The 17,291-nt window shown below is 43.8% G+C and carries 18 protein-coding genes; 9 read left to right on the forward strand and 9 right to left on the reverse strand.

Annotated features, from left to right (window positions below; translation table 11 throughout):
- Window positions 1-176 precede the first annotated feature (176 nt).
- The 5 genes from rpsF to alr all read left to right on the forward strand — a co-directional run bounded on the left by rpsF (window position 177) and on the right by alr (window position 4,037).
- Window positions 177-563 (forward strand): 30S ribosomal protein S6, encoded by a 387-nt coding sequence (gene rpsF / locus AC1IR0_RS06070; protein WP_004278789.1) that lies wholly within the window; start codon window positions 177-179, stop codon window positions 561-563.
- A 12-nt stretch (window positions 564-575) separates the two neighbouring features.
- Window positions 576-803 carry a 30S ribosomal protein S18 gene (gene rpsR, locus AC1IR0_RS06075; RefSeq protein ID WP_004278792.1) on the forward strand — a complete coding sequence of 76 codons (228 nt, stop codon included), beginning with the start codon at window positions 576-578 and terminating at the stop codon, window positions 801-803.
- 9 nt (window positions 804-812) lie between these two features.
- Window positions 813-1,259 carry a 50S ribosomal protein L9 gene (rplI, locus tag AC1IR0_RS06080; protein WP_004278793.1) on the forward strand — a complete coding sequence of 149 codons (447 nt, stop codon included), beginning with the start codon at window positions 813-815 and terminating at the stop codon, window positions 1,257-1,259.
- A 216-nt stretch (window positions 1,260-1,475) separates the two neighbouring features.
- A complete protein-coding gene (gene dnaB / locus AC1IR0_RS06085) occupies window positions 1,476-2,918 on the forward strand; it encodes a replicative DNA helicase (RefSeq protein ID WP_409653693.1) in 1,443 nt (480 codons plus the stop codon).
- Between the two features lie 48 nt (window positions 2,919-2,966).
- Window positions 2,967-4,037, forward strand: a complete 1,071-nt coding sequence (alr, locus tag AC1IR0_RS06090; RefSeq protein WP_409653690.1) for an alanine racemase — start codon at window positions 2,967-2,969, stop codon at window positions 4,035-4,037.
- Between the two features lie 47 nt (window positions 4,038-4,084).
- Here alr and AC1IR0_RS06095 read toward each other — a convergent pair whose 3' ends face one another.
- From AC1IR0_RS06095 to AC1IR0_RS06115, 5 genes are all read right to left on the reverse strand, one after another.
- Window positions 4,085-4,516: a BLUF domain-containing protein gene (locus AC1IR0_RS06095; RefSeq protein WP_004278796.1), complete on the reverse strand. Its 432-nt coding sequence runs from the start codon at window positions 4,514-4,516 to the stop codon at window positions 4,085-4,087.
- A gap of 81 nt (window positions 4,517-4,597) precedes the next feature.
- Complete coding sequence (locus tag AC1IR0_RS06100) at window positions 4,598-5,332, reverse strand: proteasome-type protease (RefSeq protein WP_005247272.1); 735 nt, start codon at window positions 5,330-5,332, stop codon at window positions 4,598-4,600.
- 13 nt (window positions 5,333-5,345) lie between these two features.
- A complete protein-coding gene (locus AC1IR0_RS06105; RefSeq protein WP_218209055.1) occupies window positions 5,346-6,125 on the reverse strand; it encodes a transglutaminase family protein in 780 nt (259 codons plus the stop codon).
- Window positions 6,122-6,724 carry an alpha-E domain-containing protein gene (locus tag AC1IR0_RS06110; protein WP_004278801.1) on the reverse strand — a complete coding sequence of 201 codons (603 nt, stop codon included), beginning with the start codon at window positions 6,722-6,724 and terminating at the stop codon, window positions 6,122-6,124. The genes AC1IR0_RS06105 and AC1IR0_RS06110 overlap by 4 nt, the downstream gene beginning before the upstream one ends.
- A 22-nt stretch (window positions 6,725-6,746) precedes the next feature.
- A complete protein-coding gene (locus AC1IR0_RS06115; protein ID WP_004645420.1) occupies window positions 6,747-8,306 on the reverse strand; it encodes a circularly permuted type 2 ATP-grasp protein in 1,560 nt (519 codons plus the stop codon).
- 240 nt (window positions 8,307-8,546) lie between these two features.
- Between AC1IR0_RS06115 and AC1IR0_RS06120 the strand changes: the two genes are divergently transcribed.
- Together AC1IR0_RS06120 and AC1IR0_RS06125 are read left to right on the forward strand one after the other, a co-directional pair.
- Window positions 8,547-9,554, forward strand: a complete 1,008-nt coding sequence (locus AC1IR0_RS06120; RefSeq protein ID WP_004278803.1) for a helix-turn-helix transcriptional regulator — start codon at window positions 8,547-8,549, stop codon at window positions 9,552-9,554.
- 501 nt (window positions 9,555-10,055) lie between these two features.
- Window positions 10,056-11,726 carry an FMN-binding glutamate synthase family protein gene (locus AC1IR0_RS06125; RefSeq protein WP_004645422.1) on the forward strand — a complete coding sequence of 557 codons (1,671 nt, stop codon included), beginning with the start codon at window positions 10,056-10,058 and terminating at the stop codon, window positions 11,724-11,726.
- Window positions 11,727-11,794: 68 nt separating this feature from the next.
- On the opposite strand, the gene AC1IR0_RS06130 is transcribed toward AC1IR0_RS06125, so the two are convergent.
- The 4 genes from AC1IR0_RS06130 to AC1IR0_RS06145 are packed head-to-tail and all read right to left on the reverse strand — an operon-like array spanning window position 11,795 to window position 15,529.
- Window positions 11,795-12,838, reverse strand: coding sequence for an alpha/beta hydrolase (locus tag AC1IR0_RS06130; RefSeq protein ID WP_005263275.1), 1,044 nt, complete (start codon window positions 12,836-12,838; stop codon window positions 11,795-11,797).
- Window positions 12,838-13,977: a YdcF family protein gene (locus AC1IR0_RS06135; RefSeq protein WP_409653682.1), complete on the reverse strand. Its 1,140-nt coding sequence runs from the start codon at window positions 13,975-13,977 to the stop codon at window positions 12,838-12,840. The genes AC1IR0_RS06130 and AC1IR0_RS06135 overlap by 1 nt, the downstream gene beginning before the upstream one ends.
- A gap of 1 nt (window position 13,978) precedes the next feature.
- A complete protein-coding gene (gene murB, locus AC1IR0_RS06140; RefSeq protein ID WP_409653679.1) occupies window positions 13,979-15,019 on the reverse strand; it encodes a UDP-N-acetylmuramate dehydrogenase in 1,041 nt (346 codons plus the stop codon).
- Between the two features lie 3 nt (window positions 15,020-15,022).
- On the reverse strand, window positions 15,023-15,529 hold the full coding sequence (locus AC1IR0_RS06145) for a low molecular weight protein-tyrosine-phosphatase (protein WP_005170478.1): 507 nt from the start codon (window positions 15,527-15,529) through the stop codon (window positions 15,023-15,025).
- Between the two features lie 120 nt (window positions 15,530-15,649).
- Between AC1IR0_RS06145 and AC1IR0_RS06150 the strand changes: the two genes are divergently transcribed.
- Both AC1IR0_RS06150 and AC1IR0_RS06155 read left to right on the forward strand, forming a co-directional pair.
- Window positions 15,650-16,810 carry an iron-containing alcohol dehydrogenase gene (locus AC1IR0_RS06150; RefSeq protein WP_005170476.1) on the forward strand — a complete coding sequence of 387 codons (1,161 nt, stop codon included), beginning with the start codon at window positions 15,650-15,652 and terminating at the stop codon, window positions 16,808-16,810.
- Between the two features lie 44 nt (window positions 16,811-16,854).
- Window positions 16,855-17,289, forward strand: a complete 435-nt coding sequence (locus AC1IR0_RS06155) for an acyl-CoA thioesterase (RefSeq protein WP_005170474.1) — start codon at window positions 16,855-16,857, stop codon at window positions 17,287-17,289.
- Window positions 17,290-17,291 lie beyond the last annotated feature (2 nt).

The raw sequence follows: 17,291 nt of genomic DNA on the forward strand, positions 1-17,291 counted from the left end.
GTTCTGATGATCGATCTGGTTATAGAGATAATTTCGCAAAAATGTCTTATTTGGTTGAAATTATCCCTAAAGATCACTACAATTCCCCCTTCGCAAACACTGCGACACAACTTTGGTTGTGACTCCTTGCTTCAATTTACTTAAATTGGGGCTGTCCAAACCGTAAGGAGCTGACAATGCGTCATTACGAAATCGTACTTTTAGTACACCCTGATCAAAGCGATCAAGTAGTTGGTATGGTAGAACGCTACCTAACTCACATCAAAGAAGCTGAAGGTCAAATCCACCGTCTTGAAGACTGGGGCCGTCGTCAATTGGCTTACCCAATCAACAAGATCCACAAAGCTCACTACATTCTTATGAATGTTGAGTGTGGTCAAACTACTCTTGATGAGCTTGAAGAATTGTTCCGTTATAACGACGCAATCATTCGTAGCCTTATCATCCGTCGTGAAAACGCTATCACTGAAGAGTCACTATTGGCGAAGAGTGCTGAAGAAAAACGTGCGCGTAAAGCTCAACGTGAAGAAGCACAACACGCTCAAGACTCTGCTGAAGCTTAAGGAGAACATAACATGGCACGTTTTTACCGTCGTCGCAAGTTCTGCCGCTTTACAGCTGAGAACGTTACGTACATCGACTACAAAGATATCGACACTTTAAAACAGTACATCACTGAAAACGGCAAGATTGTTCCTAGCCGTATTACAGGTACTAAAGCTCGTTACCAACGTCAATTAGCGTTAGCTATCAAACAAGCTCGCTACTTGTCTTTGATCCCTTACACTGACAATCATAAGTGAGGTTGAGCTGTGGATATTATCTTATTACAACGCATTAAAAACCTAGGTAAACTAGGCGATAAAGTTTCAGTTAAAGCTGGTTACGGCCGTAACTTCCTTATCCCTCAAGGTAAGGCTGTTGCTGCAACTGAAGCAAACACTGCTGCTTTTGAAGCTCGTCGTGCTGAACTTGAGAAAGAAGAAGCTGCTATCTTGGCTGCTGCTCAAGCACGTGCTGACCAATTGAACGAAGTGAACATCGTTATCACTGCGAAAGCTGGTGACGAAGGTAAACTATTCGGTTCTATCGGTACTCGTGACATCGCTGACGCGTTGACAAATGCTGGTCTAGAAGTAGACCGTGCTGAAGTACGTCTTCCAAATGGCGCGCTTCGTCACACTGGCGAATTTAACATCGCAATCCAATTGCACCATGATGTTACTGCAGAAGTTCTAGTTACTATCGTAGCTGAGTAATTTCTCGCCTCAAAAAGAGCATGCGAAAGCATGCTCTTTTTTTATCTCTAAAAAATATAATCTAGCCAACACTGTCAAATTCATTTTATTATTCGTGTTTACAAAAAATTGCACTTCGCATTTTTGATCAGAGCGCGTATCATTTCATCTCGTAGTGAATAAACGCTATTCATCTCCGACGATATTTAACCATTGTATTTAAAATCAGGGATTTATATGTCACAGGCGAATGCCAGCAAAAAGGTAGCTCCTGCTAAACCGGAAATTGTTACTGAAAATAGCAATCTCAAGGAGTTCCGTACTCCGCCACACAATTTAGCAATTGAACAGGCTGTACTTGCTGCCCTTATGACTGTGGCTGAATCTTTTGAGCAGGTCGGTGATGTACTGACCGAAAATGATTTTTATGCCACCCGACACAAATATATCTTCCGTGCCATTGAGCAGCTCTCTAAAGAAAACTCGCCTTATGATGCGGTTCTGGTGCATGACTGGCTCATCAAACAAAACTTGCTCGATGCAATTGGTGGCGAAGAATATCTGATGCAGTTAATGGCAGATTCGCCATCGAGTTTCTATAACCTGGAAACCTATGCAGGCAAAATTAAAGAATTCTCTACCCTGCGCAGTATGATTAAAGTCAGCTCTGAAATTTTACAAAATGCCTATGACACCAAAGGCCGTACTGTCAGTGAAATTCTGGATCTGGCTGAGACCAATATTTTCTCGATTGCCGAACAGCATAATAACAATGCCAAAGCGCAAGGGCCTAAGCCGATCAACTCGGTGGTCGCGGACGTATTCGACAAATTAAATGAACTGTCGCAAATGGAAGGCAGCATTACCGGTTTAACCACTGGTTTTGTGGAACTGGATAATAAAACTTCCGGCATGCAATCCGGTGACTTGATTATTGTCGCGGCGCGTCCATCCATGGGTAAAACCACCTTTGCTATGAATCTGGTCGAAAGCGTTTTATTCAATAACAACCTGCCGGCCCTGGTGTATTCGATGGAGATGCCAGCGGATTCGATCGCCATGCGTTTGATTTCATCATTTGGTCGCGTGCATCAGGGGCATTTACGTTCTGGTAAAATGGATAGTGATGAATGGTCAAAAGTCACCAGTACCATTGTGCATTTACAAGAAAAAAATCTGTATATCGATGATTCTTCTGCATTGCCACCAACTGAATTACGCTCCCGTGCGCGTCGAATTGCCAAAATGCATGGTGGCAAACTCGGCTGTATCATGGTCGATTACCTCCAGTTGATGAAAGTACCCGGTATGGGCGACAATCGTGTCGGCGAGATCTCGGAAATTTCTCGAAGCTTAAAAGCATTAGCCAAAGAAATGCAGTGCCCTGTGATTGCACTTTCCCAGTTAAACCGTGCCCTGGAAAACCGTCCCAATAAACGCCCGGTGATGTCCGACTTGCGTGAATCTGGTGCGATCGAGCAGGATGCCGACTTGATCATGTTTATTTACCGTGATGAGGTTTATAACAAAGAATCTAAAGAAGCTGGCACCGCCGAAATCATTATCGGTAAACAGCGTAACGGCCCGATTGGTACCGTGCGTCTGGCATTCGAAGGTCAATATACCCGCTTTAGTAATCTCTCGCCTGAGTTCTATGCTCAGTATGATGACGAAGAGTAATCAGGCTCTCTCATCACATTTCCATCGTCCCTCTAGGAGTAATTTAGGGTGCGCCAAGCTACAGTTTATATTGACAGCGCTGCGCTGCAATATAATTTAGACCGTGTCAAACAACTTGCCCCAACCGCGAAAATCGTCAGTATGGTAAAAGCCAATGCTTATGGACACGGAGTTAAAGACTGCTTAGCAGCCTTAAGCGAAACCGATGCCTTTGGTGTCGCCTGCCTGCAAGAAGCCTTAGAAATTCGTGAATTAGGCTATCTACAGCCGATCACGCTTATCGAAGGTGTTTTTTCTGCAGATGAAATGCCAATCGTAATCGAACAGAATATTGAAGTCATTGTGCATCAACAGGCTCAAGTCGACTGGTTAATTGCACATAAAGATGCCTATATCGCCAAAGGTCTAAAAGTCTGGGTCAAACTGAATAGCGGCATGAATCGCCTAGGTTTTAAGATTGATGTGATTAAAACCGTGATCAATCAGTTGAAAGCAGAAGGCTTTACTTGTGTACTTGCCATGCACTTCGCCAATGCAGATGCCGAGCATCCACTGAATGATGAACAAATCCGTCAATTCCTGGAAATTAAAAATGACTGCGCCCCACTTTTAGCCTCTTGCTGTAACTCGGCTGCAATCTATAAATATCCAGAATTGCATTTTGACTATGTGCGTCCAGGGATCATGCTCTACGGTGCGACGCCCTTTTCAGACCGGGATGTGCATGATCTGGACTTAAAGCCGGTCATGACGTTTACAGCTGAAATTATTGCCTTGAATAATATTCAAGCAGGTGAGCATGTCGGTTATGGTTCGACATTTACCGCAAATCAAGACATGACGCTAGCCATTGTTTCAATTGGCTACGGTGATGGTTATCCACGTGCTTTCCCTAAACAGAACTATGTCGCAATCAATGGTCAGCAAACTCGCGTGATTGGCCGGGTTGCCATGGATATGATTGCCATTGATGTGACAGGACTAGATGTGCAATTAGGTACAGAAGTCGAACTTTGGGGTAAAACCCGTCTAGTGGATGATGTAGCGACAGCCAATGGCACGATTGGTTATGAACTATTATGCCGACTGAGCAATCGTCCACTACGCAAAGTAGTTTGATCTAATCTTAAGAGTTAAAAAAGCCCAATCTATGTTGGGCTTTTTCTTTAGGCTGACTTTTGTTCCTCGCCCTGCTCTATGCATAATTGCATTAATAAGGCATCGACATGAGTTTGCTGAAAGGCAAAAGGATTAAAGTCATCAAATCCCATTTCCCGACAGAATTGCTGGATCTGACTACGTTTGGAAATATATTTCATGGACCAGTCCGGGAAACTTGGATATTCAATTTCCTTGGTTTCAAATAGTTTAATGTCCTGATGGCGAGGATCTTTATTCAGTCGCTCCACCAGCAGACTTTTTAAAGTGGGACATTCACCTTCCAGACATTGAAAAAAATGACCATCTGCGAAATAAAGTACACCTGTCACTTGATGCTGGTAATTAAAATCACGGGCTTCTTTCAAAATATTCGCTAAATCTTCAAGCAAATCAGTTTTGGGAGAAGTACTTTTACTGGCGTAACAAAATTGGTACATGCGCTAACTTCTCTATTTTTATTATGCTGGACTGCATAGAAGTTAACACTGTACGCGAAAAGCCTGAATCACGATAGGTTTTTATAAGAAATACTCATTAGAGGGAACAGGAAGTTCTGCCAGTCCTTTTTTTAAGGTCTCTGACCATTGCCGGCTGATTGACGTGAAATACTCATCATCTTCAGCAATACGCTTGCCTCTTGGCATGATCAGGCTGTCTTTTTTATAGACCAGCACATCGAGGGGCATGCCAACCGATACATTGGAACGTAGGGTCGATGCAAATGAAATCAGGGAACAGCGCAAGGCTTCATCCAGTGGCATATCATAAGTCAGCGCACGATCCAGGATCGGCTTGCCATATTTACTTTCACCAATCTGGAAATACGGCGTATCACGTGTGGCACAGATAAAGTTCCCTTGCGGATAGACATGATAAAGCTGCATATCCTGATCTTTAAGCTGCCCACCGACCAGCAGATTACAATAGTAATTGCTTTGTTCCGAAATATCGCTCGTAACATTCGCAATCACTTTTTTCAACGTACTACCTACCAGCTCAGCGACATCAAACATGGTGTGCAGACTCAAGATATTGGGTTCCTGCTTCAGTTCGAGCTGATTTTTGATATGCCCAATTACGGCTTGTGTTGTTGCCAGATTTCCGGATGCCTGTATGACGATCATACGTTCCCCAGGAATACCAAAGGTATACAACTTTCGAAATACAGAAATGTGATCTACTCCGGCATTTGTCCGGGTATCACTGATAAAAAGCATACCTTGCTCTAAACGTAGTGCACAACAATACGTCATTCATTCGTCCTTATTAACATCCTAGCACTTGAACGATGGAATGCATGGATTCCACACCGCCCTTTTCTCTGACACCGCGTACCGGCGCCACATCCCAATAATCCCGTCCAATCGCCACATAAACATGCGAACTTGGAGTAAACAACAGATTACTGACATCAAAACAATACCATGTCTGGTCTACAAACACCTCTGCCCAAGCGTGACTGGCCAGATGCGAAGCATTTTGTGCATATAAATAACCAGAAACATAGCGGGCAGGTAAACCTAGATATTTGCACATGGCAATGAAAATATGACTATGGTCCTGACAGACGCCCTGTCTGGACTCAAAGGCATCTATTGCAGAGCCTTGCACTGAAGTACTGTTCGAAATATAAGGCACATGCTCCAGCAATGCTTGCGCCAGTCCAATCAGATGTTGACGGGTTAATGCAGGAACATGACGTTGTGCAAAATCTTTCATTGCTGAATTACATTGTGTCGATTCGGTCGGCTGTAGAAAAAGATTGGGATTGATTGAATCATTCAATCCACTCTGATGCGCAGGATTCAACTCGACTATTCCTTGTGCCATGATAGTCAGGGAATGATAAGGCTCCCGCTGGCTACAGGTCATCCACAGATTATGAAATGCATCTTTCCGGATTTCTTTATTACCCGGTACACTGATATCCCAAGAATGCACCCGCTGATGCGCATTGCTCGAAGGCATCATCTTAATGTACTGAATACTGTTCCTCACCTCGGCCGTGTACATATAGTGCGTTTGGTGATTCACCATCAATTTCATACATCTGCCTCAAACAGTTGATGGATATGGTCGCTAAACTGATAGAACTGAATCCGGTTCGGTTCTGTACGCAACTGCTCCCAGTATTGCTCCAGATCATTCCAGCCCATTTCCACCAGAATTCTGACCACATAATCAATCTTGCACAATGTGGTACTGGTTTCTTCACCTAGGCGTAACTGGTGATCCAACTGTTCTACACATTGCCCTAAACTGAAAAACAGAAAGATATCGGAAGATTCTGCTTCCAGAATATCTTCACATTCCGTTACCACTTCACAGATATAACCGGCATTTTTATCAGCGGTTTTGATCAGTTTCATCAGTTCTGCATAGCCTGAAGCAGACAGCACCCCACGCAATTCCTGAATATTGTCTTTGGCCACTTTAAACTGCTGGCTAAAAGACGCCACTTGCGTAGGATCAAGTACTAGCTCATTTAGGGAACTGGCATCAAAGGCAGGTAAACAAAAGGCATGGGCATACGCCACTGCCGCTTCGTCTTCTAAAAATGGAAAGCGCGCACATAAAAAATGAGTGCGAGATAAATAACGCCCTAGCCAAAAAATATGTTGTGCATTGCTATTCAGCAAAACCATGACATTTTCCTTCTTTGGAATCTTATGAATGTAAATTGTCGACTACCCAGGTATCTTTGATACCACCACCCTGTGATGAATTCACCACCAGTGAGCCGGGCTGCATCGCCACACGGGTCAAGCCACCCTGTACGATTTCAGTACGATAAGGCGAACTTAATACAAATGGGCGTAAGTCGATATGACGTTCAGCAATACCAAAATTGGTCAAAGTCGGACTAACCGATAAGTCCAAAGTTGGCTGCGCAATATATAAATGCGGCGCAGCTAAAATTTTCTCCCTGAAAGTTTCAATTTGCTGTTTAGAGGCTTGTGGTCCAATGAGCATGCCATAACCGCCCGAACCCTGCGCTTCTTTCACCACCAGTTGATCCAGATGAGCCACGACATAGTCTAATTCTTCAGAATTACGACATTGATAAGTCGGAACATTTTTTAGAATTGGCTGCTCGCCCAAATAAAAATGAATCATTTTGTCGACATATGGATAAACCGATTTGTCATCTGCCACACCGGTTCCCGGTGCATTGGCAATCACAACATTATTTTGCAAATAAGCTGACATCAAGCCAGCCACACCCAAAGTGCTATCCGGTTTAAAGCATAAGGGATCAAGAAACGCATCATCGACCCGTCTATAAATAACATCGACTCGTTGGCGACCACGTATGGTTTTTACATAAACCTTCGAGTCATCAACAAAAAGGTCACGTGATGTTACTAATGGCACATCCATCTCTCTTGCAAGGAAAGAATGTTCATAGTAAGCACTATTAAAACGTCCTGGGGTCAGTACCACCACAAATGGCTTGTCGACATAAGCATTTTCGATCAGGATTTCTTTCAATAATTGTGGATATTGCTCGATTCCGGCAATCTTGGACTGCTCGAATACTTTCGGCATCAGTTTTTCACTGATCTTGCGGCATTCCAGCATATAAGAAACACCAGATGGCGTTCTGAGATTATCTTCTAAGACATAAAACTCGCCCTTGGAATCACGGATCACATCGATTCCGCTAATCTGGCTATAAATCCCGCCTTTCAAGCTATGTTGATACATATGCGGCTGATAGGCTTCATGAGTTAAAATCTGCAACTCAGGAATGATATTGGCTTTTAAAATGTCCTGTTGATGATAAATATCATGTAAGAATAAATTTAGCGCCCGTACCCGTTGTGCCGAGCCTAAAGCCACCATATTCCACTGTTTCCGGTCTATGACTCGCGGAATGATATCGTAAGGAATAGTGCGTTCTACGCCTTCTTCATCGCCATAAACGGTAAAGGTAATACCGTGATTTAAAAAATGTTCTTTTGCTACCTGATTCAGTGCATTGAGTTCATCCAGCGTATGTTGAGATAACCATTCTTCCAGTCTTTGACCTGCCTGACTGGACAGCACATGTTCATCCTGCATTTCATTAAAGAACTTTGAAGATAACTGCTGCAGTAAAAGTTGTGGGTTTGTTGTAGTAGATACCGCTGTAGTTTTAGTGTCTATAAAATTTTTTCCAATATTCTGGGAACTAAATTTATCAATTGTTTCAATCACATTTGTATCCTGATTTCCTTTAAGCATACAAACCCCCGTATTATCATCTATTATAATTAAATCAAAGCAATATCCATGCCATGACATCTGCATTTCAATTACCATTAATCTAATAAATGCCCAATGAACTCAATGCTATTTTCGACCAAGTTGTTTTAGAATTGTAGGACAAATGTTGCACAGAGGGACTTGCGAAAAAATGAGAGTTTTTTTATTGTGTTAAGCTAAGCCTAAATCCCCTCTTCTTTATTGCCAGCAAAATAAATTATGTCAGCACAAGAAAAAGAAACTTCAAACAGTCTGTATCGCCAATGGCAAATTTTGTCGCGTCTTTCTACCGGCAAATGGATGGGAACACGTGAATTACAGGAAATCCTGAATCGCGAAGGCATTGATATCAGTCTACGTACCATTCAGCGTGACCTGAATCAGATTGCGCAACGCTTTCCAATTGAAAGCAGTAAAACCACGCCGCAAGGCTGGCGTTGGCGTTCAGATGCGCCGCTGCAAAGTTTGCCGCATATGACCAGCTCGCAAGCGGTCACTTTCATGATGGTCGAAGAACATTTAAAACATCTGCTGCCACCGAGCCTGATCGAGGAAATGAATCCGTGGTTTGATCTGGCACGACGCAGTCTTTCTTCCCAGAACAATGTCCGGCAATGGATTAACCGCGTACGCATTGTTCCGGCCACCCAACCGCTGATTCCACCTGTGGTAGATAAGGCCGCGCAGCAAGCGGTGTATGAAGGCCTGTTACAGGACAAACAACTGGAATGTGTGTATCAGGGCCGTGGTCATAACAGCGAAGAAAAAACCTATATTCTCAATCCTCTGGCATTGGTACAAAAAGGGTCAATCATTTATCTGGTATGTACCCGTCATGACAAATCGGATATCCAGACCTTTGCACTGCACCGCTTTAAATCGGCCGTCGTGCTGAATTCACGTGCCTTGCATCCGGTCAATTTCGATATTGATGATTATATTGATTCTGGTGCACTGGGCTTCCGGGTGGACTTCAACCATCCCACCGAAAATGTCACGCTTAAACTCAGCATGTCAGAGTCGGATGCGCATTACTTTGAGGAAAGCCAGCTCAGTAAAGACCAGAAAATTGAAAAAATGGAAGATGGCATGTCGCTGATCACTGCTACCGTGCCATTTACCTCTCAACTGGTCTGGTGGCTGCGTAGCTTTGGTAAAAAGATTAAACATATTGAACCGAGTATTGTGGCCAATGCAGTCGCTCAACTGGATGAGGAAAACCCTTAACTACACAGGCTTCATCCAGACTCTTTTAGGTATTCCAGAATAAAAAAATCCCCAAATTGGGGACTGGAGAATTATGCTTATATTTTTGTTCTTGTTGTGGTGATCTGCCGCTGTGCCAATCTGCTTTTCTTTGACACCCCGAAATGCAGCTTGAATGAAACATCAATATTTAAAAATGACTGAGACATGAGCAAGCCAGCTCAGCATCATTAAAGCGAATGGATTTTTTGGTCATGGTTTAAGACTCCTATATAGTGAATAAACCGACTATAAAGTCATCCGCCTTACTTGTGAAATAAATAGAATGCATGTCTTTTGCAGAATTTTTCTATAGTACTTTTTCCGCAAAATTTATCTGTAATCGCTGCTGATTCATTGCTTGGCTTAATACTATTTTCGGCAAGTTTATAAAATCGAATAACAATTCTCTGCTTGTATAAGATATCTCGCTCTGCACATCATAAAGCCCTATAGAAGTAGAAATAGGGACTTAATTTTACAATGGCTAACCCTGCTCAATTAGTACGTCACAAGCTGCTTAATACTTTCTTTTCCCGCCATTCGGTCTGGTTTGCCTGCATTCTGATTGCAGTAATTTTTACTACATTTCATATCGGTTATTCACCGCGTTATATCTATTATTTTATGCCGCAAACGTTAGTGAATACCCTATGGATCCTGAGCATTCTGCTGAGTTTGCTGGGTTTGTATGATGTACTACAAAATAAGCATTCCATTCTGAAAAATTATCCCATTATGGGACATTTCCGCTTTATCTTTGAGGAATTCCGTCCCGAGATTCGTCAGTATTTTATTGAAGCCGACCGGGACGCACTGCCTTTTTCCCGTATGCAGCGCAGTCTGGTGTATCAGCGGGCAAAAAATGAAAATTCTGATAAACCTTTCGGCTCGATTCTGAATGTCTATGAAGATAATTACCGCTTTGTTAGTCATTCCATCACGCCCTGCAAAGTTGCTGATCCGCAGACTTTTCGTATCCTGATTGGAAATGAGCAATGTACCCAGCCCTTTTCAGCTTCTATTTTAAATATTTCAGCCATGAGCTTTGGCAGCATGAGTGCCAATGCGATACGTGCACTTAATCTCGGCGCTCAAAAAGGTGATTTTTTCCATGATACAGGCGAAGGCAGTATCAGTCCCTACCATCTGGAATATGGCGGTGATCTGGTCTGGGAAATTGGCAGTGGTTATTTTGGCTGCCGTACTTTAGATGGACAATTCGATCCGGAACGTTTTGCTGCACAAGCCAAACTACCCCAAGTAAAGATGATTGAAATCAAGCTTTCGCAAGGCGCAAAACCTGGCCATGGCGGTATTTTACCTAAAAGTAAAATTTCGGAAGAAATTGCCCAAATTCGAGGCATCAGCCGTGATCATGATTGTGTTTCACCTTCGAGTCATCCGGCATTTAGCACACCGATTGAAATGATGCATTTCATACAAAAATTACGTGAACTTTCCAACGGAAAACCGGTCGGATTTAAACTGTGTCTGGGTCAACCGTGGCAGTTTATGAGCATGGTCAAAGCTATGTTACATACCCAGATTTATCCGGATTTTATTGTGGTTGATGGCTCTGAAGGTGGAACGGGAGCTGCACCCATTGAATTAATTGACTATGTTGGTGCCCCATTAAGAGAAGGTTTGCTGTTTGTACACAATACCCTGGTTGGTGCAGGTTTGAGAGATAAGATCAAAATTGGTGCAAGTGGTAAAATAATTAGTGCATTCGATATTGCCAGCACGCTTGCCATTGGTGCGGATTGGGTGAACTCTGCCCGTGGTTTTATGTTTGCAGTGGGCTGTATTCAGGCACAAAGTTGTCATACCAATCAATGCCCTGTCGGAGTCACCACCCAAGACAAAGATCGCCAGAAAGCCTTACATGTGCCGACCAAGGCCGAACGGGTGTTTCATTTTCATAAAAACACCTTACATGCCCTGTCTGAACTAATAGCTTCCGCAGGTCTCAAACACCCTTCCGCTATTAAGGCGCATCATCTGGCACAACGCGTGAATAATCACGAAATAAAGAACTTTGCGCAGATTCATTTTTGGCTCAAAGAAGGTGAATTATTGTCCTGTGAAAATAAGGATGAGGAGAACTTCTACTTCCGGATGTGGAATTTGGCCCAATTAGAAAAATTTTAAATCAATAGCATTAGAACTAAAAAAGGCGTTTTCATAAACGCCTTTTTAAATATTAAATTTTCAATCTATTAATAATAAGTTTTGCTGCCGTGTGCATGCAGAAAGGCAGGAATCAAACCCGTCAATGCAGCACGAATATCAGCACGCTCATTGATTAACTGATGCGAACCCTCTTCTAGCATAAGCAAAGTCTGGAGTCTGAATTTACGTCGGATAAATTCGATATTATAACGCCAGTCCACAGTCTGATCCTGTGCACCCTGTGCTAGCCAGACTGGAATACGACAAGCCGGACGCGCTTCCATTTCCAGCATCCAGCGTGACATCGCTAAAATCCAGTCCATGCCCATCATTCGCGGTTGTAATGGATCTTTAAGCCGGATAAAACGCAAAAACTCCGGATTATGGTTATTGCGTCTGAAATGTCGGGGAACTTCACGTTTGATTCGGCTAATAATGCCCAATCCGACCGAATTATGCCACCAAGCAGTTTTAGCGGGGCGAATCAATGGTGATAACAATAAGACTCGTTCAACAAAAGGATTTTCACGACGCTGTGCAAACTCCAGTAAATGGTGCATCCAGATCGCACCGCCGGTACTCTGCCCAATGCCGACCCAAGGTTTCGGTAATTGTGAGGCATGTTGCACATAACGATGTACAGCATGTAAAACCTGCTGATAATGATCAAAATTCTGGATGCTGGCAGGTGAACCATCACTCAAACCATGTCCAGGCAGATCATAGGTCAATACGCTAAAGCCCTGCTCCAAAAGCTCTTTGACAATGGGCTGATAAATACCGCTATGTTCCAGATAACCATGCAACAGAAAAGCAGTTCCCTGAATCTTATCAAAGCGGGTATTTTCCAGATTTGGCTCAAACACCTGTACATGTAACCTGAATAAAGGCATCTGTACATAGCCCTGCCAGTGTTTGCAGTCCAGTAAATCAAAACCATAAAGCTTGCGATAGGACTGCAGATCAATCGGCGGTTCATCACTACGATTCAGGTTTAAAGGTGGCAAGAGTTGAGGCGTAACATCCCGACTCGGAATGGGTAAATCCAGCTGTTTCAGAATGGTGGGATTTAAAAATGGGATATCAGACATTATGGCACCTCCCGACAGTCACTGGATCCAAACCACATATCGCGCATGGTCGCCAACATTTCATAATTGGCACGACGACTGTGATCATAATTTTGTGCACTTGGACGCCACCGTGTCAATGGCGTTGGCATCGGTGCTTCTACCGGAATGGTTTGTATGCCATTTAACGCAAATAAACGGCGGGTACGCGGCATATGATAACGATCCGTAATCAGAATCACTGTAGGCGCTCCACCTTTCTTTTGTAATAATAATGAACTGAAACGGGTATTTTCACAGGTGTTCATGCTGCGATCTTCCAGTAATTTGGCATCGACACCATGATTTTTTAACCAGCGCTGCATATACGGTGCTTCGACCCCACTCAGAACAATCGGCAACTGATAATGTTTCTCTACTGCCAGCGTAGTTTCCAGACGTAGTCGCGTATAGTTATTGACGATGATCTCTTTGCCTTGGTCATCTAGGGTTAAGCCACCACCCAATACCACAATGGCATAAGGTTGGGAGCTATTCGCCGGTTTAGCCTGCTGTTGCTCTTGTAGTAAAGCCAAGTCCTGCTGGATTTCCTCTCCATCGGTTTCCTGTACCGAACTGGCTTCACCCTGCTCAAGTGGATGCGTCGTCAAAAACTCCATATATTGCTCAATGCGTTCCTTATTTTCACTACTGTCCCACTCCAGCAATTCCCGGACATTGGCTGCCGGATCGACTGGTTCTGCATCTTCCTGTGAGGGCAATAACGGTACCTGGGCAGATGGACTTTGCTCTGATTTTTGATCTTGCTGCTCGCGCTGATAGTCTTCAATCACCTTCTGTAGCGCTTTATAACGCGCCTGAATCAGAAGCAGATTAGCCGAGTTATTTTGCTGAATATCCTGTTCCATGACCTTTAAATATGCCTGTCGGGCAATCCACAAGTCAGACCCAGGTTCCAGATTTTCATGTTCGCTGAGTGCAGCCATTTTCTGGCTTTGAGCCGCAACTTCATTGAGTTCTACTGATGCAAAGCGATTTAAACCCTTTACGATGATTTTTGAGTAAAAAGGCGTATAAATAAACACCAGCAGACAGCCGCATAGTACAAATAGTCCAGTGACAATTTGTAGAAAACGTACCATCCAATGGGTGTTCTTCATGTTATTCCTCTTCCTGATGAGAGCGGATCAGACCATTTTTATCGAACAATACAGGTTCAGGTTCCAGCATCAGCTGGAATTTATCCCAAACCGCTTGCTGTACTGCACGATAAGTTTTACGTACATCGGTGAGAGAGGCTTGACCATAATTCACCAAGACCAAGGCCTGTTTATGAAACATGCCGACAGGGCCCAACTGTTTGCCTTTCCAGCCAGCCTGATCAATTAACCAGCCTGCTGCAAGTTTAACTTGCGCATTGGCTTGCTGGTAATGGGGTAAATTCGGGAAAGATACAGCAATTTGATCAAAGACCACCTGATCAACCACAGGATTTTTAAAGAAGCTGCCCACGTTAGGGAATTCTTGCGGATCAGGCAATTTACTCTGGCGAATCTGGATGACCTGTTGTTGCAGGTTTTCTGCTGTGAGTTGATCACCAACCGCAGTCTTCAGATCACCGTAATTCAGTTTCAAATCTGGCTGTTTAAGTAATCTAAAAGTCACATGGGTAATCACATAACGATTTGGATCATCTTTAAAAATACTATGCCGATAGGCAAATTGGCAATCGGCTGCCTGAATCGAAGCAAACTGTTTCAGCTGACGGTCATAGACCTCGACGGAATCAATAAACTCGCCGACTTCAACGCCATAAGCGCCAATATTCTGTACTGGCGAAGCACCGACACGTCCAGGAATCAGGGCCAGATTTTGTAAACCATACAGACCTTGTGCTGTAGTCCAGAGCACGAAGTCATGCCAGCCTTGACCACCGCCTACACGTAAGCGCTGCGTCTGATCATCAGCATCCAGCATTTCAATGCCATGAATATCCATATGCAGAACCAGTGCATCAATCTGCTCCGGCAACAACATATTGCTGCCGCCTGACAGGATCAGCACATTGAGTTGTTGCTGTTCCGCAAAATCCAGTGCAGCAATCAGATCAGCGGTTGATTGAATATGGGCATAGTGTGAAGCAATGGCTTCTAAATTTAGGGTATTAAAGGGTTTAAGTTGAACCTGAGTTTGAATCTGCATTGCTTAAACCTTGTGTACATTCTGTTTGAAAATTTCAACCCATGCCTGACTGCTGGACTCACACTGATCGAGCACCCGTTCAAAACCATCCGCTTCGCCATAATAAGGATCGGGCAAGGCCTGTTGTGGATAATCCTGATCATGCTCACTCATCAATGCAACGCGTGCACGTAAATGACCGAACTCAGTTTCGGCCAGACGCTGTATATTCTGGATATTAGATAGGTTTTCCAGATCCATTGCCAGAATCAGATCATAATCAATAAAATCATGCGTGGTCAGCTGACGTGCGCGAAGCGTTGACAGATCATAGCCACGTTTCAGTGCATGCTGCTGGCTACGCAGGTCTGGGGCCTTGCCCGGATGATAATTACTGGTTCCAGCAGAATCGACCACAATATTCAGTTGCTGTTCATCACAATAATGTCTGAGTACCACCTCTGCCGTGGGAGAGCGGCAAATATTTCCCAAACAAACACATAACACCTTGTATGGCGTTCTGGATGACATAAACAACCTCAGAGCTACTTTATTTTAAGGATTCTTATGTTAAGTTATTTATATACTGATTCCTATCTCACAACCATAGAATAATCTCGTATTTGCAATAAAAAAATCAAGGATATCGCCATGAATCGTTTTCAGTTTCAAACCGTCCCCAATATCATTGCCGGACTAGGCACGATTCAGGAATTATTTAAAATTCTAAAAAATGGCCGTTATCAACGTCTTCTACTGGTGACTGACCCGGGTATGCTGAAGCAGCAATTACATCTGCCGATTCTGGATATTATTGAATCTGCCGGTCTGGATTATGTGATTTACTCAGATGTTCAGGCTGACCCGCCCGATAACGTAGTGCTTGAAGCAGCAGCTTTTGCAAAGCAGGAAAAGATTGATGTGGTGCTAGGCTTTGGTGGTGGCAGCTCGATGGATGTGGCCAAGCTGATTGCGATTTTGGCGCATCCTGAGCAGCATCAGACGCTTTCCGATCTGTATGGCGTCGATAATGCCACCGGGCCACGTTTAGCTCTAATTCTGGTTCCCACCACAGCCGGAACGGGCTCCGAAGTCACACCAATTTCGATTGTTACTACAGGTGAAACCACCAAAAGCGGCATTGTCGCGCCTATTCTCTATGCCGATATTGCTATTCTGGATGCGACTTTCACTCGGAATTTGCCGGCACAGATTACCGCTGCCACCGGAATCGATGCCATGGTACATGCCATTGAAGCCTATACCTCAAAACACAAGAAAAATCCTTATTCGGATATGCTGGCCAAACAGGCTTTAAGATTATTGAATGCCAATTTGCAACGTGTTCTGCAAGATGGTCATGATCTAGATGCCCGTCAAAATATGCTGGTCGGTTCCATGCTGGCCGGACAAGCCTTTGCCAACGCACCGGTTGCCGCCGTGCATGCGCTGGCTTATCCACTCGGTGGGCATTTTCATCTGTCGCATGGACATAGCAATGCTTTGGTGCTGACCGAAGTCTTAAAATTTAATGCACCTGTAGCCAAACAGCTCTATGCCGAATTGATGACCTGGTTAGATCCCCACAGTAAAGGTTGTCATGATGGACTGACCGATCTGTTTATTGATCATTTTAATAATCATCTGATACAGAGCGGCTTAACCTTAAAATTAAAGCAGTTAAATGTACCAGAACAGATGTTGATGGTTATGGCAGAAGATGCCATGCAACAAAGCCGGCTGTTGCAGAACAATCCACGCGAACTCAAGTTGGATGACGCTTACCAGATTTACCAGGCGATTTATGCCTAAATCTATTTCCACACTAAGCCTTGTCTAGCTGAGAGCGAATCCTGATGAAAGCCACGATCAAACAACGCGAACACTATGCCTTTTTCTTGCCCATTCAGACCCGCTGGGCAGACAATGACCTGTATGGCCACGTCAACAATGTGACTTATTACAGTTATTTTGACACCGCAGCCAATGCCCTGCTGATTCAGGAAGCGGCCTTTGATCCGAAATACTCTCCGATGATTGGGCTGGTGGTCAGCTCCAACTGCCAGTTTAATCAGGAACTGTCTTATCCGGAAATTATTGAAGTGGGCGTGGCCATTGAAAGCATGGGAAATTCATCACTGAGCTACGATCTGGCCATTTTTAAACGCAATTCGGATACAGCTGCAGCTCAGGGTAATTTTGTTCATGTATTTGTCGATCGTGAGACACGAAAAAGCACCCCGATTTCAGCCGAAATGCGGGATGCCTTATCTCGATTTGTTGTGCCTTAAAA

It is taken from the genome of Acinetobacter sp. 129952 (assembly GCF_056642055.1).